We start from the raw sequence: 22,920 nt of genomic DNA, 5'->3' as shown, positions 1-22,920 counted from the left end.
TTATTTATTCATCACAAATTAGTTATTAACCACGAACTCTTTTTTATCGTCCGCAGGCAATGCATCGGGCTCAACGTTCATCGTACGGAGAACACCACTCATGATGTTGCCGAAAATAGGCGCTGAAACTGCACCACCATAATATTTACCTGCTTGTGGATCATCGACAATCACAACCAGTGCAAAACGTGGATTACTCGCAGGCGCAACTCCTGCGGTATAAGAGATATATTTATTGACATATTTACCATCCGGCCCGACTTTTTTCGCCGTACCGGTTTTGATTGCAATGCGGTAGCCTTTTATTGCCGCACGCACCCCACCTCCACCAGGCAATGCCACACTCTCCATCATGTGTATCACTGTACGCATGATATTCTCAGGAAATACTCGAGTACCCGGAACTGGGGGATCGACCCTGGTAATTGACAATGGGCGATAAATACCGAAGCTACCTATTGTTGCGTAGACTCGCGCTAACTGTAACGGTGTTACCATCAGCCCATAGCCGTAAGAGAAGGTGGCCCTCTCAAGATCAGACCACCGTTGTCTATTTTTTGGAAATACACCACTCTTTTCTCCGACCAACCCCAAATCGGTCGGTTTTCCCATCCCAAAGCGGTAATAAACATCTACCAGCTCCGAGGCAGGCATCGCTAACGCCAGTTTAGAAACACCAACGTTACTCGACTTCTGTAAAATCCCCGTGATGGTTAACTCAGGACGTGGAGCTACGTCTTTGATTTCATGTCCCCTCGAACCATACATCAATCGGTAAGGTCTGGTATCCAACACGGTATTTTCTTTAACAATGCCACTATTCAGCGCACTCATCACAACCAGCGGTTTCACTGTAGAACCGGGTTCGAACATATCAGTAATGGCACGATTACGCATGGCATCTTTTGGTGTTCCCGCCAGATTATTCGGGTTATAAGACGGACTGTTTGCCATTGCCAACACTTCGCCGGTGTTAACATCTACCAATACGGCAGAACCAGATTCCGCCTTGTTAAGTATCACAGCTTTCGTCAATTCCCGATAAACCAAAGTCTGAAGACGCTCATCAATACTGAGAGCCAAATCATGAGCAGCTTTTCTGTCTACAGATGAAACATCTTCAATAACTCGTCCGGTGCGATCTTTACGGACAGTCCGGGTTCCCGGCTTACCTGTCAGCCAGCTATCAAAGCTCTTTTCCACCCCCTCGATACCATTGCCATCAATATTGGTCACACCAATAATATGTGCAGTCACCTGCCCTGCCGGATAATAACGGCGGGACTCCTGACGCAAATAGATACCCGGAAGTTTCAGTTTTCCAACATAATCACCAATAGAGGTATTAACTTGACGAGCAAGATAAACAAAACGCCCTTTAGGGTATTCATTAATCTTACTGGTTAACTGATCAAGAGGAATGGAGAGCGCATCAGCCAACGCCCGCCAACGGGTATCATCCGTAATACCCCCTTTGTTAGAGATTTCTTTCGGATCCGCCCAGACAGCATCTACAGGTACACTGACTGCCAGTGGGCGTCCATTACGATCGTTAATCATGCCACGGGCAGTCGGAATAGATTGGACACGCAGAGAGCGGGAATCCCCTTCTTTCACCAAACGGTCAGGATTAATGATCTGCAAATAAGCCACTCGAATCAAAAGCCCGATTAAAGCAAGCGAAATGCCTCCACACAGCAAGACAAAACGCCATCTGACAAAACTGGCTTTATCTTCTTGTTTTTTCAACTTTAAAGAGCGTGCAGCTTTCATCGCCTACCTTTTAGTTGTCAACTGGACTTATTGAGTAATCACAATGTTTTCTTGTACCGGATCGACATGTTGCATATGAAATTTTTCAGTCGCTATAGATTCGATCCGACTGTGGTCACCCAATGCATTTTCTTCAAGGAGCAAGTTACGCCATTCAATATCCTGAACATCAATCTGAATTGCCTGACGTTCTTTCTCCACAGTCAATAAGCGGGTCTGATGGGTGACCGTCACAACACTGATCGCTGAAATCACTACAGCTACCAGTAAAATCAATGGGATTTTGGCATTGCGGATTAAATCGCTGCCAATGACTCCCACTAATCCATGACGTTCACCTGCCATTATTCACCTGCCTTTTCAGCAAATCGCAATACCGAGCTTCTTGCTCTCGGATTGGTTGCCACTTCATCCCCTGAGGGTTTCAACCTGCCAATTGATTTCAGACTACGCCCCCCTAATGCTTTTAATTGCGTTTCGGTAAGAGGCAAACCTGCTGGAACCTGTGGCCCCTGACTATGTTGCTGGATAAAGCGTTTCACTATGCGATCTTCCAACGAGTGGAAACTGATGACTGATAATCGCCCTTGTGGTGCTAAAACCTGTAATGCACCTTCCAATGCACGTTCTATTTCTTCCAGTTCACTGTTAATGTAGATCCTGATAGCCTGAAAACTGCGTGTCGCAGGATGCTTATGTTTCTCCTTAATTGGACTCGCCTGAGCAATTAGCTCTGCCAATTCTCTGGTCCGCGTGATGGGTTCTTCCTGATTGCGGGCAACAATAGCTCTCGCAATTCGTTTGGCAAAACGTTCTTCACCAAAAGTTTTCAGTACCCACGCAATATCATCTGCTTCAGTCTTCATCAACCATTCTGAGGCTGATTGTCCCCGGGTGGGATCCATCCGCATATCCAGAGGCCCATCACGCATAAATGAGAAACCACGTTCAGGATCATCCAGTTGCGGTGAAGACACCCCTAAATCCAGCAAAATACCATCAATTTTTCCAGCCAGACCTGCATCTCTTACATAGGTAGCCAAATCTGAAAATGGCCCATGAGTAATAGAGAAACGCGGGTCAGTAATTGCTTTTGATGCTTCAATGGCCTGTGGATCGCGATCTATTGCCATCAAACGACCATTCGGCCCCAACTTTGATAAAATCAGGCGAGAGTGCCCCCCTCGCCCGAATGTTCCATCAATATAAATTCCATCTTCCTGGATATTCAATCCATTGACAGCTTCATCCAGTAATACACTGGTGTGCTTAAAATGACTATTTGCCATGTTTATAGTGATAAATCCTGTAGCCTTGCTGATAAAGGTTCATGTGTGGATTGTTCAGCAGCGATATCACTCTGTACCTGCTGATACCAGACTTGTTCATCCCACAATTCAAATTTATTAAATTGCCCAACCAGCATGACTTCTTTTGTTAACCCTGCATGCTGACGCAATGTATTGGCTAACAAAAGACGCCCTGCACTGTCCATTTGGCATTCACTAGCGTGTCCTAATAACAAACGTTGAACGCGACGTTCAGCTGGGTTCATGCTGGATAAGCGAGATAATTTTTCTTCGATGATTTCCCATTCGGGTAATGTATAAAGCAACAGACACGGCTGATGAAGATCAATTGTACAAACCATTTGACCTTTTGATTCCGTATTCAGTGTTTCCCTATATCGGGCAGGTACAGTAAGTCGCCCTTTAGTATCGAGATTAACCAGCGTTGCTCCACGAAACATACTCAGGTTACCCCTTGGTGGCCTAAATCTCCACATTATCCCACAAATCACCACAATTAAGAGTTTACGGATGGTATGAAAACCTTGTCAAGCCAGAGCCAGTGTGCTTTAGCTAGATTTACAGAAAGATTTAAGAGAGAAAAAGAAGGATTTTTCAGATTTGGTAATATTAATAAAATATAACACCATGATAAATATGAATTATTTAATGATACTGACGGGGTTAACCTGAAAAAATTTTTTGAGGGCAAATAATTATTACTTAAATTAATTTATGTAATCTATATCTCATTATTGCCCAATTGTTAATCAGTGGTAATCTATCAATAATAAAAATATACTCAAGTTAAAATAGTATAAAAAGTAATAATAAAATGAAATAAAATAGAATACCAAAAACTACAATTATTTTAATATCAAGTAAATAGGATATTTTCTCTCATTAAAGAAATAACATTCATTTATAATGTCATTTTAAAAGAAAAAATCTATTTTTTTTTACCCTCAATAGCATGTTAGCCATTTTTTCACTCATAGATTTTTGTTCAGAAAAATTTTAGTCAGAATAATCTCAAAATTAAGTCAACGAACCTATTTAAATGGTTTTAGGTACATGATATAGCACCCTCATATTACATGAGGGCACACAATCAGACTTTACGGCTCAAACTTCCACGGCGACATAAATGACGGCGCATACGTGTTATTCCCGGAGCTGGGTTCTGTTTTTCATCCAGACTGGCTAATACCAGCGACAGAGCCTGTTCGGCAACATCACGATGGCGTTGTGCCACTGATAATACCGGACATTCAAGGAAATCGAGTAATTCATGATCCCCAAATGTTGCAATGACCAATTGCTCCGGCAATCGTCCACTGCGCTTAAGAATGGTATCCATCACTCCCTGTAGCAAGGCAAATGAAGTTGTGTATAACGCCTGAGGCACTGGATTATTTTCCAGCCATGAAGCAAAAACTTCTGCTGCGGCTTCACGTTCATAACTGTTCGCATAAAGATAGTTCACTTCACGTGGATCATTTTCCCATGCTTCGCGGAACCCTTGCTCGCGTAAGAAACTAACTGATAATTCAGGCAGTGCCCCCAAGTAAAGAACAGATTCTGACGGGAATTGACGTAACTCCTGTGCCAGCATTTTCGCATCTTCAAGATCATCCCCGACAACACTGACAAAATGTTCACTATCCAATGCACGATCAAGTGCGATAATCGGCAGAGAGCGATTTGCCCAACGCTGATAAAATGGATGTTCAGGAGGAAGAGCAGTGGAAACAATAATAGCATCCACTTGCCGTTGCAAAAGATGTTCAACGCAACGCATTTCATTATCGGGCTGATCTTCAGAACAGGCTATCAATAATTGATATCCGCGTTGCCGCGCCTGACGTTCAAGATAGTTGGCAATACGGGTATAGCTCGTGTTTTCCAAATCCGGTATCACTAAACCAATTGAACGGGTACGCCCTGCCCGAAGACCAGCGGCAACAGCATTAGGATGGTAGTTATGCTCCCTGACCACTGCCATCACTTTTTCTACTGTTTTATCGCTGACACGATACTGTTTAGCTTTACCATTGATAACATAACTGGCCGTAGTACGTGAAACCCCTGCTAAGCGGGCGATCTCATCCAGTTTCACATTAACCTCTCAGTAATATGATAGAAAAAGCCCTACCTTACAGTAGGGCCCGGTAAATATCTGTATATTAACCCGCAGATTGCGATCTTTCATCGCATAATTTTCTCACCACGGCTGACGCCAACAACGCCTGAACGTGCAACTTCCACGATTTCTGCAACCTCCCGCACAGTATCAAGAAACGCATCCAGTTTTTCGCTCGTGCCCACCAACTGGACGGTATATAACGTTGAAGTGACATCAACGATCTGCCCGCGAAAGATATCTGTGCTACGTTTGATTTCTTCACGTCCATATCCACTGGCCTGCAACTTCGCCAGCATAATTTCACGTTCAACATGAGCTCCGGCAGTTAACTCATTGACCCGCAAAACATCCACCAGCTTGTGCAGTTGTTTTTCAATCTGCTCTAGTACCTTAGCATCGCCTTTGGTTTGAATAGTCATACGTGACAATGTTAGGTCTTCCGTTGGTGCCACTGTCAGACTTTCAATATTATAGCCACGTTGGGAAAACAGTCCCACCACTCGAGACAATGCTCCCGATTCATTTTCAAGTAATACAGACAAAATCCGGCGCATGATCAGGTCCTCTCTGTTTTGCTTAACCACATCTCATCCATTGCTCCGCCCCGGATCTGCATTGGATAAACGTGTTCTGTTTCATCAACGGTAACATCAACAAAAACCAGACGCTGGTTTTCAGTCACTTCACGCAAAGCCTGAGTCAGTTTACTTTCCAGTTCATCATACGTTTGGATGGATACACCAATGTGACCATAAGCCTCTGCTAATTTGACGAAATCAGGTAGTGACTCCATATAGGATTGAGAGTGGCGACCTGCATAAATTATATCCTGCCACTGTTTCACCATCCCTAAAAAACGATTGTTTAAATTCAGTACCAGCACCGGCAAACCATACTGTAATGCAGTGGACAGTTCCTGAATATTCATCTGAATACTGCCATCTCCTGTCACACATACAACTGTCGCTTGCGGTTTCGCCAACTTAACACCCAGTGCTGCCGGCAAACCAAATCCCATGGTTCCTAAGCCACCGGAGTTAATCCAGTGTCTTGGTTCATCAAATGGATAATGCAGTGCGGCGAACATCTGATGCTGGCCAACATCTGATGCGAGATAGGCTTTTCCTTCGGTCAGGCGATAAAGGGTTTCAATCACCGCCTGCGGTTTTATTTTCGGACTGGTGCGATCATAATCAAGGCACTTGCGGCTACGCCACTGTTCAATGGAAAACCACCAATCTTTTATGGCATCCGGGTCTTGTGTATCTTCCGTTGTATCCAACAACTCCAGCATCTGACCAAGTACCTGTCTGGCATCACCCACAATCGGAATATCAGCCGTTACAGTTTTAGAAATCGATGTCGGATCGATATCAATGTGTAATACCGTCGCTTTCGGGCAATATTTAGCAAGATTATTGGTAGTACGATCATCAAAACGTACTCCCACAGCAAAAATAACATCAGAATTGTGCATTACATTATTGGCTTCAAACGTGCCATGCATTCCCAACATTCCCAGACTCTGCCGATGAGTCGCCGGGAAAGCACCAAGCCCCATCAGCGAACTGACAACAGGAATATGAAAACGCTCCGCCAGTTTCAGCAATTGCGGTGAACACCCAGAACTGATGGCGCCACCGCCCACATACAGCACTGGCTTTTTCGCATCCAGCAGTGTTTTCAGCATACGCTTAATTTGTCCCTTATGCCCCTGTATCGTGGGGTTATAAGAACGCATACTGATTTTTTCTGGGTAAACATATGGAAATTTCAGTGCTGGATTGACGGTATCCTTTGGAAAATCAATAACAATCGGCCCTGGACGACCGCTTGCCGCCAGATAGAAGGCTTTTTTGATTGTACTTGGGATATCTTCTGCTTTCTTCACCAGAAAACTATGTTTTACGATAGGACGGGAGATCCCTACCATATCACATTCTTGAAAAGCATCATTACCTATCAGAGAGCTGGGCACCTGACCAGACAGCACGACCATCGGAACTGAATCCATATAGGCTGTTGCAATTCCCGTGATAGCGTTGGTTGCTCCTGGCCCTGAAGTGACCAATACAACCCCTGTTTTTCCCGTTGAACGAGTATATCCATCTGCCATATGAACAGCTCCCTGTTCATGACGAACCAGAATATGCTCTATTCCCCCAACCGTATGCAGGGCATCATAAATATCCAGAACTGCCCCGCCCGGATAACCGAATACATGTTCAACGCCCTGATCGATTAACGATCTGACGACCATTTCGGCTCCTGACAACATCTCCATTGAGTTTGCCTCCAGGCTCTGTTTGCAAGTTAATGTCAGAACTTCATAAGGCCATCATGAGAAACAACCTTACTTATTCCATTTCTTATTTATATAAAGTGAATATTTAATAAGCGTACTTAATAATGTTCATTTCATGAATACACTGAACCATTAACATAACGTTAGATACCAAGGTTATCAAACATCAATTCACATACTAAAAACATTTTTTTAATAAAGATATTGCCATTGAGCTAATTTGAACCAGAAACTACGTGTTTTTATGCTATATTTTTCAATAATTTTTTTGCTATTTCTCTTCAGTCCCGATACATAGATTCAATTTCACTCTGATAATGTTGTGAGATCACCTTACGCCGCAATTTTAGTGTCGGTGTTAATTCACCTTTTTCCATGGAAAAAGCCTCTGGCAACAGAGTAAACCGTTTCACCCGGTGGAATTTCGCAATATTTTTTTGTAATTCTTTCAGGCGTTGTTCAAATAATTCAATAACCTGATGATTACGGAGTAATTCAAGGCGATTGTGATAATGGAGATTAATGGATTTTGCGTAATCCTCCAGTGCTTCATAACTGGGCACAATCAGTGCGGAAACAAACTGACGGGTATCAGCAATAACAGCAATATGTTCAATAAAACGATCCTGACCTAACGTCCCTTCAATCAATTGTGGAGCAATATATTTTCCCGTTGATGTTTTCATTAAATCTTTCAGGCGTTCTGTAATGAACAAATTACCTTTATCATCTAACCCTCCTGCATCTCCGGTGCGCAACCAACCATCTTCGGTGAAGGCATGAACAGTTTCTTCCGGCCGGTTAAAATATCCCTTCATCACGATTGGGCCACGAACCTGAATTTCGCCCTCAGTACTAATACGAACATCGATTCCGGGTAATGGATTACCAATTGAGCCTAAAAGATAATTTTTTTCTTCCCAACAGGAAACGGTGGCACAAGTTTCCGTCATACCATAGCCATACTTGATATTGAGCCCAACAGACAAGAAGAAATGCATGATGGAATCGTCAAGGCGTGCTCCTGCGACTGGCAGAAAACGGATCCGGCCGCCCAATATCTGGCGGAGTTTACCCAATACCAATCGATCTGCCAGTTTTTCGCCACATAAAGAAAATGGGCATCCTTTCTTACTGTTTAATTGACGTAACCAACGACTTTCACCCCGTTTGATCGCCCAGTGAAAAATCATTCTGCGCCAAAACGGAGCACGGGAAACTTTTTCAAAGATCGCACTATATACTTTTTCATAAAAACGGGGGACAGAGCACATCACTGTCGGTCGCACATCAACCATCGCCTCACGCACAAAATTTGTGTCAGTCAGATAAACATTCAAAGCGCCCGTATGCATGACGTAATAACTCCATGCACGCTCAAAAATATGAGATAACGGCAGAAAGCTCAGAGATACATCCTGCTCAGTCAGCGTTAATCGCTGGTCATGCAGATAAAGTTGAGCAGCCACATTCTGGTAATCCAGCATGACACCTTTAGGCTCTCCTGTTGTGCCTGAGGTATAAATCAGAGTAAAGAGATCACACAAATTCTGCTCTGCGATACGACTATCGAGTTCAGATTGATACTGTGACCAATCGGTCGCAATAAATGCCGATAAATACAATGCTTGCGGACATTCCTGTAAATCAACAGATTCATCCAATACAACCAGATGATTAAGCTGCGGACACAACGCTATCAGAGTCATCGCAACATCATATTGTTCCTGTCCTCCAACGAATAATACTCGTACGCCGGCATCATTAAGAATAAATGCAGCCTGATCACGGCTACTGGTGGAATAAAGCGGTACAGTGACAGCACGTAGCTGTAAGATAGCCAGATCTGCCAGTGACCATGCCATTGAGTTATGCGCAAAAATACCGACTTTTTCCTGAATCTCCACACCAAGCGATAACAAAGATTTTGCGATAGATTTTGTTTTCCTGTCGACATCCTGCCAGCTCATTTCAAACTGTTGTGATGGTGACCATTGGCGAAATGCAATCTTTTCAGGATACTTGCTGATTTGCTGCTGTAATCGCGTGATCAAGTGATAGGAGTGCAAAGAATTTGTTATCACAATATATTCCTGTTCTAAATCTTCGGTTCATCATATTCAGCAAAGATAACTGACTACTTTTCAGCTTACATGTGTTAGCTATTTTCGCGCAGTCTACCCATTCCTGATGAAAGGGGGAAGAATATTTTTAAGATCGTCTCCCCCCTGACGGGGGAAGTTTGCAGGATTTATCAGATAACTATAGATAAGTAGAGTAAAATACCACCTTATTCCTGTTCACTCAGATCTCTCAGTAACGATTTCATCCATTGGTGTCCTTTATCTCTGTTCATAGAAGCGTGCCATATCAAATAACAAGGACAAGAAATGTCACTATTGGACAGCGATACCGCTCGTATATTTAATTGTTTGGAATAGTGTTCAACCATCCATTTGGGAGCTATAGCAACCAGATAAGTCTGAGACACAATATTGAGAACACTATTTAAATCTGTTCCCTGATAAGAGACCGAATCCAATAATTCACTATTTTCGTAGTAAGGCTTACTGAATGAATCAGTATTATCTAATGTCACAATCGCATGTCTCTCTTCCAGCAATTGCTGTTGATTGATACATTCACTAACTCTGGGATGTTTTTGGGAAACAGCCAGAACCAACTCGTCATTAAATAATGGGAAATGCTGAAAATCAGCATGTTCAAATTTGGTATAACTGATAACAAATTCTATTTCCTGATATTTTAATTGTCTCTCAATATTGTCGCTAATTTGTGTTTTAATCACCACATCAATATTGGGAGAGTGTTTTTTTATTTCTCCAACAATTTGAGCAGCTAAACGGATATCAAGTGGGCTGCAAATAGAAAGATTAAATGTCCTTGTACTATTATCGGGATCAAACCCGGCACCGGGTAATTCATTATGCACAATCTGAAGTGCCTGCCTAAGTGGTCCGAAAAGCTGCTTTGCCCTTGCTGTTGGCTGAATACCCCGCCCATGGCGCACAAATAACTCATCATCAAACATCGTTTTTAAGCGGGAAACTGCGTTACTGACCGCTGGCTGTGACATACCTAATGCCTGAGCCGCGCGTGTAATGTTCTGCATTTGCATAACAACATCAAAAACAGTAAGCAAATTGAGATCTACACTACGCAATTGAACTTCACATGGTTCTTTTCTTCCCATATCCGTAGTTACTGAGTTGTATCCAGCCATTATTTAATTTCACTCCACTATATTTATTACAGCGTTCTCATTAAGGAATGAATATTGGCGATTTTACCATGCAAAATTTCAACATTTTAAAAAGCCATTATCAATTAATGAGAGCATTTACCCAATTAGTTATAATTTAATTGAGATTGTTCCTTGTATAAGAAATATGCGTACGACATATTCTTATCTATACCCTATGAATTTCAATTTACCTTAGCGAATTAGGTATAAAAATCAGCCGATAATAACAGAATAACAATCATAAATAATTCAATAGTAAAATGACAGTATTCCAATTACCAAACCTATGTGGGCTAAAACCAACTTTTTATATATCGCTAAAATTCATCGAAAATAAATTTTCCATCAGAAATAAATATCTATAATTATTTTCAGAAAGTTTATTTTTATTAAAATGTAGTTATTATTTATATATCTAAGAACACCATAGTGAATACTCATTTCATCCCTGTCTCTTCAATGAACATCTGCGTAAAAGCACAAACATCATATCTATTATCCATTAAGGCCGGATTTTACTTCATATATTGATACGAAAAATAGATAAAAGCATCGCTAAAAATGTAAAAAATAGTCACTAAGGCTAAATGCAGGTCAAAAAAAGAACCATCAATGAATATTATTTATTCTTAAGTCATTATTTATGCTGCTTGACATTGTTTTGCAGATAACGTATCAATAAATATATCGAACCGATAATACTCGTTTAACAGATTTTCAAAGGTTGACTTACATGATCCACAATTTCCGTCTACTAAGCCTACTACTAATCGCCTTTAGTGTGCGCGGTATACTGGTAGACTGAATTCTAAGTTAACCTTTACCAGAGATAAAAAAACCCGCGCCGTACGCGGGTTTTTTTATACCGGCTCGGCGCTCTAAAACTCAACATGACAGACAATTGACAGGAGCACAACATGAGCCAGCAAGTCATTATTTTCGATACAACTCTGCGTGACGGGGAACAGGCGTTACAGGCCAGTTTAAGTGTGAAAGAAAAACTGCAAATCGCTTATGCATTGGAAAGACTGGGTGTTGATATCATTGAAGCCGGCTTCCCGGTTTCTTCTCCAGGGGATTTTGAATCAGTTCAGACTATTGCCCGTGAGATTAAAAACAGCCGCATCTGTGCATTGTCCCGCTGTGTTGATAATGATATTGACATTGCAGCTGAAGCTTTGAGAGTTGCAGAAGCCTTTCGGCTGCATGTGTTTTTAGCTACCTCCAGCCTGCATGTCGAACATAAATTAAGAAAAGGGTTTGACGATGTTATCGAAATGGCAGTTCGCTCTATCAAACGAGCACGCAATTATACCGATGATGTCGAGTTTTCCTGTGAAGATGCCGGCCGTTCCAATATCGATAACTTATGTCATATCGTAGAACAGGCTATCAAAGCAGGAGCAACAACGATCAATATTCCTGATACAGTCGGTTATACAACACCCTACCAATTTGGCGGTATTATCAAAACTTTATTTGATCGGGTGCCTAATATTGATCAAGCCATTATTTCTGTTCATTGCCATGATGATTTAGGCATGTCAGTAGCCAATTCCATTACCGCAGTTCAGGCCGGAGCCAGGCAGATTGAAGGAACAATTAATGGCTTAGGCGAGCGCGCCGGAAACTGTTCACTGGAAGAAGTGATCATGGCAATCAAAACCCGCCAACAGATGTTGGGAGTGCATACCAACATTAATCACAAAGAAATTTATCGTACCAGCCAATTAGTCAGCCAAATCTGCAATACCCCGATTCCAGCTAATAAAGCAGTTGTAGGCAGTAATGCTTTTGCCCATTCGTCAGGTATTCATCAGGATGGTGTGCTGAAAAACCGTGAAACTTACGAAATCATGACGCCGGATTCCATCGGCCTGAAAGATACCCAACTGAATCTGACTTCCCGCTCTGGCCGCTCTGCCGTAAAACATCGCATGACTGAAATGGGCTATCAGGAACAAGATTATGATCTGGATGCACTGTACCAAGCCTTCCTGCGGCTGGCAGACAAAAAAGGTCAGGTATTTGATTACGATCTGGAAGCATTGGTATTCATTAACCAACAACATCAGGAAAATGAATACTATCGACTGAATTATTTTAGCATCCAATCCGGCACCAATATTGTCCCAACAGCAACTGTACGTCTGGCTTGTGGTGATGAAATTAAATCTGAAGCTGCGACCGGAAATGGGACTGTCGATGCTATCTATCATGCTATTAATCGCATTACGGGTTATCCACTGAAATTGATCTCCTATCAATTATCCAGCAAAGGTCATGGTGAGGATGCTCTCGGACAGGTCAATATTATTGTGGAATGCTTTGGCCGCCGTTTTCATGGTATGGGTTTGGAGACGGATATCATTGAGTCATCTGCTAAGGCGATGATCCACGCCTTGAACAATATTTGGCAGGCAGAACAGGTTAAAAAAGAAAAGCAACGTATACAACACTTTCTTTCTAAAAACATTAACCAGAATATTTCCCAGAAAAATATGTCTCAGAACGTTACAAAGGAAGCGGAATAACGATGTCAATCCACTCTATTGCAAACAAACAAACATCAACTCACCATCATATTGCAGTATTACCCGGTGATGGCATTGGCCCTGAAGTCATGACACAAGCCTACAAGGTGTTGGATGCTATCCGTCATCGTTTTAATATCCGTATCACAACCAGCGAATACGACATTGGGGGAATTGCCATTGACCGGCATGGTAGCCCTTTACCTGAAGCAACAATCGTTGGTTGTGAAAAAGCAGATGCTATCCTGTTTGGCTCCGTTGGTGGCCCCAAGTGGGAACATTTACCACCAGCCAGTCAGCCAGAACGGGGCGCATTGCTACCATTACGCAAACATTTCAGACTATTCAGCAATCTGCGACCTGCGCGTTTATATGCTGGCTTAGAATCTTTTTGTCCGCTTCGTCATGATATTGCGGAAAAAGGTTTCGACATTCTATGCGTGCGTGAGTTGACTGGCGGGATCTATTTTGGTCAACCCAAAGGACGGGAAGGAGAAGGAAAATACGAACGGGCTTTTGATACTGAAATCTACCATCGCTTTGAAATAGAACGGATTGCCCGTATTGCTTTCGAATCCGCTCGCAAACGTCAGCATAAAGTCACTTCAATTGATAAAGCGAATGTTTTGCAAAGCTCTGTCTTATGGCGTGAAGTCGTTAGTGAGATTGCGAAGGAATATCCTGACGTTAAGATCAATCACATGTATATCGACAACGCCACCATGCAGTTGATCAAAGATCCTTCTCAATTTGATGTTCTGTTGTGCTCTAATATTTTTGGTGACATTTTATCCGATGAATGTGCCATGATCACCGGTTCAATGGGTATGCTGCCTTCTGCCAGCCTGAATGAAAAAGGATTTGGCTTATATGAACCTGCCGGCGGCTCTGCCCCTGATATCGCTGGCAAAAATATCGCTAACCCAATCGCCCAGATTTTATCCACAGCACTGTTGCTGCGTTATAGTCTTGGACGTGATGATATTGCAGATACTATTGAAAACGCTATCAATGACACACTGGAACAGGGTTATCGAACGGCTGATTTAGCAGGTAATGATAAAGCAGTGAGCACTGATAAAATGGGAGATATTATCGCCCGATATATTGCCGAAGAAAGTTAAGTGCTAAAAGTTAAGCGCTAAATTTAAATGAAGAAGGGCTAACATTGAAAAAAGCCAGTAAGTCACCTTACTGGCTGGTAAGATACCATTACTCAAAAAAATCGGGAGTCAATAAGTGAATTTTCCACTTATATACCCAATAGATTTCAAATTGCACGCGGCAGCAAGGGAACTTCCCGGGAGCATAGATAACTATGTGACCGGGGTGAGTAAGCACAGCCAACAAAGAAGCAACTTGAAAGGCGAAGGGTATAAGTGACTTTAAATCTGCATGGCTTACACCTCAGGAAGGATAATTCACAGAAAAAGCCAAAGTTATAAACAATTATAGTCTGACAATGATAATTTTATTCACTTTTTCTGTGGATATGTATGTGAAAAAGTCAGGGGTAAGACAGGTATAATTTTCTTTCACATTTTGCAATGTCTTATAAGATTAAATAAATACCTATTATTTTTCATTACGTTAATGTTTATACTTCCCTTTTTCACAACCTGTGCGATGCATCACAATTTTTCATCTTCCTCTCACTGAGCAAATATCAATCAATGGTGAATTTATCCACAGGATATGCCTTTTAGTTAAACAAAAATTGCTTATTTTTGTAGAAAACCACCTTTGATAAGGCTGTAAATCAAACCAGTAATCCCACTTTTTACTACTTATCCCATAAATCTGTGGATAACATGGTGTAAGATCCTGTTTATTATCATTGGGAATAGGTGAACAATCATAATAAGTCTATTTTTAATACTGAGAACATATGTGAAAAAATCTTTTATATCATGCTATTATCAAGTCAATCAGTGTACTAATAAACTTATAATGAACTCCCACAACTCCGTGTTCATTTTTTGAACACCATTAAATATATCTTATAAACATGCAATTCATACCGCCGGCACCACCAGAAAACGAACAACAATTACTCGAACGTGCTCAATCTCTGGCAGGTTTAACCATGGGAGAGCTGGCCGCACAGGCCAATCTTCCTATACCACCTAATTTGAAACGTGATAAAGGTTGGGTAGGCATGTTGCTTGAATACTATCTGGGCGCAAATGCAGGCAGTAAAGCTGAGCAGGATTTCGAACATATCGGCGTTGAATTGAAAACGATCCCGGTGGACAGAAAAGGTATACCTCTGGAAACAACCTTTGTCTGTGTCGCGCCTTTAACCGGTAACAGTGGTATCACATGGGAAAATTGCCATGTCAGACGCAAACTGTCACGTGTTCTATGGGTGCCTGTTGAAGGAGAAAGAGAAATTCCCCTTTCCGAACGTCGTATTGGTTCTCCACTCCTCTGGAGCCCAAATCCGGTTGAAGAAGAACTACTAAGATGTGATTGGGAAGAATTAATGGACTTAATCGTCTTAGGTAAAGTTGAGAATATTACCGCCCGTCACGGTGAAGTACTCCAATTACGCCCGAAGGCGGCAAATAGCCGGGCATTAACAGAGGCTATTGGTGAATATGGTCAACCAATTATGACACTTCCCCGCGGTTTCTATTTAAAGAAAAGTTTTACAGCCCCCTTATTGGCCCGTCATTTTTTCGTAGGATCTGGTTAATTCACTGAACTTATATAATATAAAACAAGTTATATTGATAAAAACAGTCTGATAATTTTATCAGAGCGCCGCTTTATTTTTTATTGTGGCATAGTAATCTCATTTGTATCAGTCATTATTTTTCACCCCTTATTTTTACTCATTAAAATTTAAATTTTATCTCTCATGATTTACTCCCTAACCTATCACGTAATAAACTGTAGGGTGCAACAAAACATCAATGATTTTCCCTATGGTATCCCTATATTTGACTACATACATGTAGTCACGTAGCATCATACAGCTAACAAAAATACAACTTAAAAAAGCACGAGCATAAAACAGTTAATAATCACATCTATTATCACTCTCCCATAAGTTCGGGTTGATTTTTATTTAATATAAGTAGATCGAAATGATGAAAAAACTTAATATTGCATGCAGTAATAATGTATGCACTCTTTTTAATAGTGAAAGAGAAACCATTAATATTAATGCCACCAATTTTACTGATCCCGGTATTTTGGTCACACAATCTGTCCACAAACAGCAGGCCGGTTTTTCTCAAGCCTGACAGATTCATAAAAAAGATCGACATATCAAAGGGCAGACTCGCTATGTAAACCATAAACGCTTTAACCATTCTTTTACATCTAATGCTTCAACCAGTCCATTCTACCCTCTCTTTGCTGCCCTTGACGTCAACGCTAAAATGCATGAAGGAGAAAGTGGCACTCATTTGAAGGTTATGACGAACATCAATATTTTGTTGATCCCTGTAAACTGCTGCTCACAACTCCGGGAATTGATATCAGTGCCGGAGAATACACCCAATTCGGTGTACCTGCGACTGTACTGGCATACTTTCTGCACTAAGGGGGCTGCGTGACGACAAAGAAACGCCCCTGGAGCATCAATAACTATATGACTGACGTGACGGTGTAAATTGTATGTATGGTTGTATGTAATATGAATGCATATTCGAATGACTATTTCATTTTTTGTTTTTTAAGACTCCTCATTCCTCACGCTGCGAGGAGTAAGAAAGAGATCTATAATTTTAGCATGCTATTTCCAAATCAGACCTGAAAAATCAAGTCATAAAAAATATAATCAGGAATTCCTTATTTAAACGATATATAATTTCAAGATTAAAAATCATTAAAATATTTAATTAAAAATTTATTTATAAGTTTTTATTATTAAATAACACAATTTCCTTTGGTGGCCTGCCTATGACCACCTTACTTATTTTCAATAGGTAATCATAATTTATTATTTTTTTCTCAGTAAGAAATTAAATCTGGTGTTATCTATTCTATCAACCTCTAACCTCAATAGAGAGTTGGGAGATATCTTAATTTCAGTAATCTCAATATGCCCAGAAGATGGATGATAGTGAACACAAATAGTCCCAACCAATGGATAACTGCCATTTTCCCTATCCTGAATATACACAGAGCAGATGATTCGATTACTACTGGCGGTTGAGGGAATGTGAACATACCGGATGTCATTTCCAGCCTTAGATGAGGGAACCTTAAAATGATTAATACCTTCCGCGTCAATTATCATCACATATGTACCGCTTCTGGCATCTGTGGTATCGATCAAACTCAGACTGATCGTAAAATTAGATTGCCGATAAAAAACAATATCACTTGTCTCAATCACAATAACACCCTTATTCATCTCGCAATACCAATATATAAATTTCAATATTCAATAGTATTTTTCTGAAATTAAATATACTGTTTATATGCAATAACCAGCTAATTTGCTTTATTGTTCAAATACTTTTTCACTTTTTTCAGCGCCATTTGTCTTTTTAATGGCGATAGATAATCGATAAAGATAATACCATGCAGATGGTCAATTTCATGTTGCATAACGATAGACAAAAAATCCTCACTTTCCACTGTAATAGCTTTACCATGCCTGTCCAGAGCTTCCACTTTTACTTTTTCAAATCGCTCTACGTCTGCGTAATACCCGGGAATAGATAAGCATCCTTCTTGATTTACGACCCGACGCTCTTTTTCAACAATTTTAGGGTTGATTAAAACCAGAGGATGATTGCGTTCTGGCGAAATATCAATGACTAATACAGCCTCTTTTCTGCCCACCTGAGGCGCTGCCAACCCAATGCCATTATCCGTGTCATACATTGTTTCCAACATATCATCAATCAGAGTTTGAACATTCTCTACATAAGTGACGTCAACGCATTTCTGCTTCAATCTTTCATCAGGAATTGTGAGTATATCTAAAACAGCCATAACCATTCTCCTTTGTTCACAAGGCGGCTAAAACGCTTCTTACGTCTGATTTCAGAAAAAGTAGCATTTCTTCCCATCCTGGATGGATTGAAAATACTTTACCACTAAAAGGCCAGCACACTATATACCCAATGGATTTCAAGATAGAGGATACAGGAAATTTTAATCAAAATCGGTAAATTATAGTGATAAAAAATGCCAACCGAGAAACCCGGTCAGCATACGACTTTTTATTTACATTATATTTTTTCTACCGATTTGCTGTTTCCAGTGCTTGTGATAAGTCAGCAATCAAATCATCTATATTTTCGATACCCACTGAGATACGGATTAATTGTGGTGTAATACCTGCCGCCAGACGTTTTTCCAGCGGAATTGAAGCATGGGTCATCGTAAATGGCTGACCAATCAGACTTTCTACACCTCCCAGACTTTCTGCCAACGTAAATAATTTCAGAGCTTTAATCACCCTATTCGTATAGTCATCATCACCTTTCAGCACGATAGAAATCATGCCACCAAACCCTTTCATCTGACGTTTTGCCAGTTCATGCTGAGGATGGGAGGTAAGACCGGGATAAAAAACTTTTTCTACTTGTGGTTGTTGCTCTAACCAATGAGCAATCTTCTCTGCGTTGCTGATATGTCGCTCCATACGCAGTGCCAATGTCCGTATTCCACGCAGAACAAGGAAGCTACTGAAAGGATCAAGAATTCCGCCAATCGAGTTTTGCAGAAAAGCAACCTGCTCTGCCAGTTCAGAATTATTACCTACCACCGCAAGCCCTGCGATAACATCCGAATGGCCGTTCAGGTACTTAGTCGCAGAGTGAACAACAATATCAAACCCTAAATCGAGCGGACGCTGGATATAAGGCGAAGCGAATGTATTGTCCGCAACACTGATAATCTTATGGCGTTGAGCTATCCGGGCAACTGCCGCTAAATCAGCCAGTTTGAGGAGTGGATTTGTGGGTGTTTCAACCCAAATCATTTGAGTATCTGGTTGAATGGCCGTTTCCAGTGCCTCAATATTTCCCGCTTCAACATAGGTGACGCGCAAACCCGCCGTCCGGCGACGTACTTTTTCCAGCAGACGATAGGTTCCGCCATACAGATCATCCACTGCAACAATGTGACTGTCTTTATCCAGCAACTCCAGAATAGTCGAACTGGCCGCCAGACCAGAGCCAAAAGCATAGCCCCGGCTACCATTTTCCAGTTCAGCAATTGCACGCTCTAAAGCATCACGTGTAGGATTACCACTGCGGGAATACTCATATCCTGTATGCTGACCCGGTGCTGGTTGTGCATAAGTGGATGTTGCATAAATTGCAGGCATGACAGCACCAGTATGGTCAGGGATATAACCAGCATGAACGCTTTTAGTATCAAATTTAGTCATTAAATTATTCCTGAAAGAGATTAATTGAGTTGTTGACGCCATGCGTTCAGCACATCTGTACGGGTAACAAGGCCGATGAAATGATTACCATCATCAACAATCAAAGCCACATGGCCCGCATCGAAAGTCGCGACCAACTGTTCCAATGGCGCTTTTTTATGAAGAGTATTAACCTGACTGGTCATTGCCTGACTGACAGGCAAAGAGAAATTACGGGAATCAGCCTGAATAGCATGCATCAAATCCCACTCATCTATGATGCCGACAACCTGCCCATTATCGAGCACAGGGAGTTGTGAAATGTCATACAACCGCATTCTCCCATGAGCAATTTGCAGGGTATCCTGTGGAGAAACAAAAACCGTCGCACCATCCCGGTAACGGTACGTTACATAATCGCTTAAATCATTTTCTTTCTGCTGTGAACGCAATCCCTGCTCTAATAACCAGTAGTCATTGAACATCTTGGACAAATATTTATTGCCACTGTCACAAGCTAAAGTAACCACCCGTTTTGGTGTCTTCTGCGCACGGCAATAGCGTAAAGCAGCAGCCAATAACGTACCTGAAGAAGAGCCAGCCAGAATGCCTTCCTTTAACAATAGCTCTCTTGCGCAAGAAAATGCTTCTGCGTCCATTATCCGATAGGCATGACAAATTTGGGAGAAATCCCCAAGCGGAGGGATAAAATCCTCCCCAATACCTTCAACAAACCAACTTCCTGCTTCATCATAGTGACCATATTCAACGTAATCAGCAAGAACAGAGCCTTTGGGATCAGCAAGAACAAATTCAGTATTAGGAGAAACTTCCTTAAAGTATTGGCTTAAGCCGCCCAGTGTCCCACCAGAGCCAACTCCAACAACCACCGCATCCACGTTATGTTCCATTTGCTGCCATATTTCAGGGCCAGTCGTTGTCGTATGGGCAAGCGAATTCGAAAGGTTATTGAATTGATCGATATAATAGGCTCCGCTGATTTCCTTTGACAAACGTAATGCATAGTCCTGATAGTATTCCGGGTGCCCTTTACATACATCAGAACGTGTCAAACGAACATCCGTTCCTAGTGCTCTCAGATGATATATTTTCTCTCTGCTCATCTTATCCGGCACAACCAGGATCAACTTATAGCCTTTCATAGCAGCAACCAGCGCCAACCCGATACCGGTATTACCCGCTGTAGCTTCAATGATAGTGCCACCAGGCTTCAGCAAACCCTGCTTTTCCGCCTGCTCAATCATTGAGAGTGCAACTCTGTCTTTAATCGAACCACCTGGATTTTGGTTTTCTAACTTAATAAATAACTGACATGGGCCAGTGTCCAGATGGGTCAGTTCCAGTAACGGTGTATTTCCAATCAGTTCCAGAACCGAACGTGGTGCTGACATATTAGCCTCTTAATATTCAGTAATATTTAAAAATAATACTTATAGGTTAATAAAGGATAACGCTGCATTGCGGCAGATTTAAAAGAACAAATCAAAACTACATATAACAAAATGTAATTAATTAATTCTATATTGATAAATAGAAAACATTTTCCCGAGAGTTCCCTTCATTCAACAAGTTTACTGATTAGTCACTGGCCAAAAACATAGTGGGATCAAATTCCCAGAAATTCTGGCAGAATGATATACGCTTAAATTATCCCTTTTATATTTTTTATTCTGCAAGATATTCGAGCCAGAGATGTTCATGATACACACAGCCAACAATAATAAAGAGGAAATAGATTATGTATAACATAACGTTATCTAAAGAAGCTCAATTGGCATCATTAATACTGTACGCAGCAGATATGAATATACAATATTACAATAATCCGACTCCCCCTCCTGATCCGCGTATAGAAGAAGATGGCTGGAAACTTGTCGGTTATATTAGTGGTAATGACCTGTCTTTCTCTGTAAATCCAAAAACTAATCAGCAATTTTTAATTATGCTGCCTGTGAGTGTCTGTTATGGATATATCGCAGAAAATAAAAAAACGCCAAAAGAGTATGTTATTGTTATTCGCGGGACGGATATTTCAAACCTGTTTGAAGCTCTCCATGACCTTGTTCCTGTTTTCACCTCACCATGGGCAGATACCCCGGAACAAAAAGTCAGTATGGGGTTCTATAGTATTTATAACTCATTGAAACTTACTATTGTTGATCCTGAGTATAAAAGTGATCTCCGAGATCTCAGATTCTCCAACGCAATCGCACAATTCATAGGAATCAACACGCCATATACCATACTTGGTCATAGCCTTGGTGCTACCATTGCTGCTTATCTTATGAGAGATATCCCGTTGCTTGGTGATAAACATAAAGCCTGTTTGTTTGCCAGCCCAAAACCAGGAAATCATGAGTTTGTTACCTATATCGACACTCATTTCTCCAATTATGAAGTCTTCAACTATAAAAAAGATCTGGTTCCCCATCTTCCCCTGCATGTTCCACTCATACTGGAATATGAACCCCTGTCAAAAGTGACCTTACTTAAGCCACCAGACGGACTGAACATAACTGACAGCCTGGGATGCAACCATTATTTAGCCAGTTACATTGCAATATTGGATCCAAATCAATTCAAACACCTGATCTTAGAATCTAAAACCCCGGACTCAGAAAAGCATAAAATGTTATCGTCTTGCATATCACTAACATAATCATTCAGTGAAACAACAATAGCCAACTGACTGACATAAAAAATTAAATAAACAGGAGAAGAAAAATGAGATGGCGTGGCTATACATACAGAACGATGCTGATATTACTGGCAAGTTGTCTGTTCAGCCCGACCTTATGGGCACAAGGGGAAGCTCATTTGTTATTCCACATGGGACTGGGAGCTAATGGAAAATTCTTTGTGGGAGGAACACTGCAAAATAAAGGCGATCAGCCTGTAGCTGGTGGTTATCTGGCGATTTTGCCTCTTAATATTAAGTGTGAACCACAATCCCTGATCGTGTACTCATTTGATTCCCTGGCTCCTGAGGAAAAAAAGGAATTTCGCATTCCCGTGGATATCCCGCCCAGTAGTTATCATTTAATGGGTTTTGTGGCTTATGATGACATGGGGTTTTCTCTTCCCGCTGTGGATGAAACAGCCAACATCATCAAAGATCGTGAACCAAATGAACGTAAAGCATGCCAGTTGGCGCGGGGGAAAAGTTACTCATAAATGAGCAAAATGCAGGAGACACAATACAGCAGACCTGGTTTGATCTTGAAAAGAGTTTTATCTATCCCAATAG

The 22,920-nt window shown here is 41.3% G+C and carries 18 protein-coding genes and 1 pseudogene; 6 read left to right on the top strand and 13 right to left on the bottom strand.

Annotated elements, in window-relative coordinates; all coding sequences use genetic code 11:
• Positions 1-18: 18 nt before the first annotated feature.
• The 9 genes from BDD26_RS10480 to leuO all read right to left on the bottom strand — a co-directional run bounded on the left by BDD26_RS10480 (position 19) and on the right by leuO (position 10,757).
• Positions 19-1,773, bottom strand: coding sequence for a peptidoglycan glycosyltransferase FtsI (locus tag BDD26_RS10480; RefSeq protein WP_038269950.1), 1,755 nt, complete (start codon positions 1,771-1,773; stop codon positions 19-21).
• Between the two features lie 27 nt (positions 1,774-1,800).
• Positions 1,801-2,121: a cell division protein FtsL gene (ftsL, locus tag BDD26_RS10475; RefSeq protein ID WP_038269948.1), complete on the bottom strand. Its 321-nt coding sequence runs from the start codon at positions 2,119-2,121 to the stop codon at positions 1,801-1,803.
• Positions 2,118-3,062 carry a 16S rRNA (cytosine(1402)-N(4))-methyltransferase RsmH gene (gene rsmH, locus BDD26_RS10470; protein WP_115826501.1) on the bottom strand — a complete coding sequence of 315 codons (945 nt, stop codon included), beginning with the start codon at positions 3,060-3,062 and terminating at the stop codon, positions 2,118-2,120. Before rsmH ends, ftsL begins: the two co-directional genes overlap by 4 nt.
• A 2-nt stretch (positions 3,063-3,064) precedes the next feature.
• Positions 3,065-3,523, bottom strand: coding sequence for a division/cell wall cluster transcriptional repressor MraZ (mraZ, locus tag BDD26_RS10465; protein WP_038269941.1), 459 nt, complete (start codon positions 3,521-3,523; stop codon positions 3,065-3,067).
• A 650-nt stretch (positions 3,524-4,173) separates the two neighbouring features.
• Positions 4,174-5,181, bottom strand: a complete 1,008-nt coding sequence (gene cra, locus BDD26_RS10460; protein WP_038269938.1) for a catabolite repressor/activator — start codon at positions 5,179-5,181, stop codon at positions 4,174-4,176.
• Positions 5,182-5,270: 89 nt separating this feature from the next.
• A complete protein-coding gene (gene ilvN / locus BDD26_RS10455) occupies positions 5,271-5,762 on the bottom strand; it encodes an acetolactate synthase small subunit (RefSeq protein ID WP_038269935.1) in 492 nt (163 codons plus the stop codon).
• Between the two features lie 2 nt (positions 5,763-5,764).
• Positions 5,765-7,492 (bottom strand): acetolactate synthase 3 large subunit, encoded by a 1,728-nt coding sequence (gene ilvI, locus BDD26_RS10450; protein WP_115826500.1) that lies wholly within the window; start codon positions 7,490-7,492, stop codon positions 5,765-5,767.
• 302 nt (positions 7,493-7,794) lie between these two features.
• Complete coding sequence (locus BDD26_RS10445) at positions 7,795-9,594, bottom strand: AMP-dependent synthetase/ligase (protein WP_425330440.1); 1,800 nt, start codon at positions 9,592-9,594, stop codon at positions 7,795-7,797.
• Positions 9,595-9,803: 209 nt separating this feature from the next.
• The gene (leuO, locus tag BDD26_RS10440) at positions 9,804-10,757 is read right to left on the bottom strand and encodes a transcriptional regulator LeuO (RefSeq protein WP_115826498.1); all 954 of its coding nucleotides are present in this window, start codon (positions 10,755-10,757) and stop codon (positions 9,804-9,806) included.
• 938 nt (positions 10,758-11,695) lie between these two features.
• Between leuO and leuA the strand changes: the two genes are divergently transcribed.
• The 4 genes and pseudogenes from leuA to BDD26_RS19750 form a co-directional block, all read left to right on the top strand.
• Positions 11,696-13,312 carry a 2-isopropylmalate synthase gene (leuA, locus tag BDD26_RS10430; RefSeq protein WP_038269924.1) on the top strand — a complete coding sequence of 539 codons (1,617 nt, stop codon included), beginning with the start codon at positions 11,696-11,698 and terminating at the stop codon, positions 13,310-13,312.
• A gap of 2 nt (positions 13,313-13,314) precedes the next feature.
• Entirely contained in the window at positions 13,315-14,436 is a 1,122-nt protein-coding gene (leuB, locus tag BDD26_RS10425; protein WP_038269921.1) for a 3-isopropylmalate dehydrogenase, read from the top strand.
• An 884-nt stretch (positions 14,437-15,320) separates the two neighbouring features.
• Positions 15,321-16,010: a DNA mismatch repair endonuclease MutH gene (gene mutH / locus BDD26_RS10420; protein WP_115826496.1), complete on the top strand. Its 690-nt coding sequence runs from the start codon at positions 15,321-15,323 to the stop codon at positions 16,008-16,010.
• Positions 16,011-16,491: 481 nt separating this feature from the next.
• A pseudogene (locus BDD26_RS19750) lies at positions 16,492-16,859 on the top strand (ornithine decarboxylase); the annotation flags it as partial.
• A gap of 405 nt (positions 16,860-17,264) precedes the next feature.
• Here BDD26_RS19750 and BDD26_RS10405 read toward each other — a convergent pair.
• The 4 genes from BDD26_RS10405 to BDD26_RS10390 form a co-directional block, all read right to left on the bottom strand.
• Complete coding sequence (locus BDD26_RS10405) at positions 17,265-17,681, bottom strand: hypothetical protein (protein ID WP_038269914.1); 417 nt, start codon at positions 17,679-17,681, stop codon at positions 17,265-17,267.
• 80 nt (positions 17,682-17,761) lie between these two features.
• Complete coding sequence (gene def / locus BDD26_RS10400; RefSeq protein ID WP_038269913.1) at positions 17,762-18,268, bottom strand: peptide deformylase; 507 nt, start codon at positions 18,266-18,268, stop codon at positions 17,762-17,764.
• A 250-nt stretch (positions 18,269-18,518) separates the two neighbouring features.
• A complete protein-coding gene (locus tag BDD26_RS10395) occupies positions 18,519-19,673 on the bottom strand; it encodes a trans-sulfuration enzyme family protein (protein WP_038269910.1) in 1,155 nt (384 codons plus the stop codon).
• Positions 19,674-19,693: 20 nt separating this feature from the next.
• The gene (locus BDD26_RS10390) at positions 19,694-21,064 is read right to left on the bottom strand and encodes a pyridoxal-phosphate dependent enzyme (protein WP_115826494.1); all 1,371 of its coding nucleotides are present in this window, start codon (positions 21,062-21,064) and stop codon (positions 19,694-19,696) included.
• A 347-nt stretch (positions 21,065-21,411) separates the two neighbouring features.
• Between BDD26_RS10390 and BDD26_RS10385 the strand changes: the two genes are divergently transcribed.
• Both BDD26_RS10385 and BDD26_RS10380 read left to right on the top strand, forming a co-directional pair.
• Complete coding sequence (locus tag BDD26_RS10385) at positions 21,412-22,332, top strand: lipase family protein (RefSeq protein WP_115826493.1); 921 nt, start codon at positions 21,412-21,414, stop codon at positions 22,330-22,332.
• Between the two features lie 65 nt (positions 22,333-22,397).
• Positions 22,398-22,847: a hypothetical protein gene (locus BDD26_RS10380; RefSeq protein ID WP_038265283.1), complete on the top strand. Its 450-nt coding sequence runs from the start codon at positions 22,398-22,400 to the stop codon at positions 22,845-22,847.
• The last annotated feature ends 73 nt before the right edge of the window (positions 22,848-22,920 follow it).

Source organism: Xenorhabdus cabanillasii, assembly GCF_003386665.1.
GTDB lineage: Bacteria > Pseudomonadota > Gammaproteobacteria > Enterobacterales > Enterobacteriaceae > Xenorhabdus > Xenorhabdus cabanillasii.
This window is presented reverse-complemented; position numbering and strand designations above follow the sequence as displayed.

Bases quoted from the DNA above. Each gene is read 5' to 3' on its own strand.
- mutH (WP_115826496.1), top strand. From the start codon at position 15,321: ATGCAATTCATACCGCCGGCACCACCAGAAAACGAACAACAATTACTC.
- ilvI (WP_115826500.1), bottom strand. From the start codon at position 7,492: ATGGAGATGTTGTCAGGAGCCGAAATGGTCGTCAGATCGTTAATCGAT.
- leuO (WP_115826498.1), bottom strand. From the start codon at position 10,757: ATGGCTGGATACAACTCAGTAACTACGGATATGGGAAGAAAAGAACCA.
- BDD26_RS10395 (WP_038269910.1), bottom strand. From the start codon at position 19,673: ATGACTAAATTTGATACTAAAAGCGTTCATGCTGGTTATATCCCTGAC.
- BDD26_RS10390 (WP_115826494.1), bottom strand. From the start codon at position 21,064: ATGTCAGCACCACGTTCGGTTCTGGAACTGATTGGAAATACACCGTTA.
- leuA (WP_038269924.1), top strand. From the start codon at position 11,696: ATGAGCCAGCAAGTCATTATTTTCGATACAACTCTGCGTGACGGGGAA.
- BDD26_RS10385 (WP_115826493.1), top strand. From the start codon at position 21,412: ATGTATAACATAACGTTATCTAAAGAAGCTCAATTGGCATCATTAATA.
- mraZ (WP_038269941.1), bottom strand. From the start codon at position 3,523: ATGTTTCGTGGAGCAACGCTGGTTAATCTCGATACTAAAGGGCGACTT.
- BDD26_RS10405 (WP_038269914.1), bottom strand. From the start codon at position 17,681: ATGAATAAGGGTGTTATTGTGATTGAGACAAGTGATATTGTTTTTTAT.
- rsmH (WP_115826501.1), bottom strand. From the start codon at position 3,062: ATGGCAAATAGTCATTTTAAGCACACCAGTGTATTACTGGATGAAGCT.
- BDD26_RS10380 (WP_038265283.1), top strand. From the start codon at position 22,398: ATGAGATGGCGTGGCTATACATACAGAACGATGCTGATATTACTGGCA.
- def (WP_038269913.1), bottom strand. From the start codon at position 18,268: ATGGCTGTTTTAGATATACTCACAATTCCTGATGAAAGATTGAAGCAG.
- BDD26_RS10480 (WP_038269950.1), bottom strand. From the start codon at position 1,773: ATGAAAGCTGCACGCTCTTTAAAGTTGAAAAAACAAGAAGATAAAGCC.
- ilvN (WP_038269935.1), bottom strand. From the start codon at position 5,762: ATGCGCCGGATTTTGTCTGTATTACTTGAAAATGAATCGGGAGCATTG.
- leuB (WP_038269921.1), top strand. From the start codon at position 13,315: ATGTCAATCCACTCTATTGCAAACAAACAAACATCAACTCACCATCAT.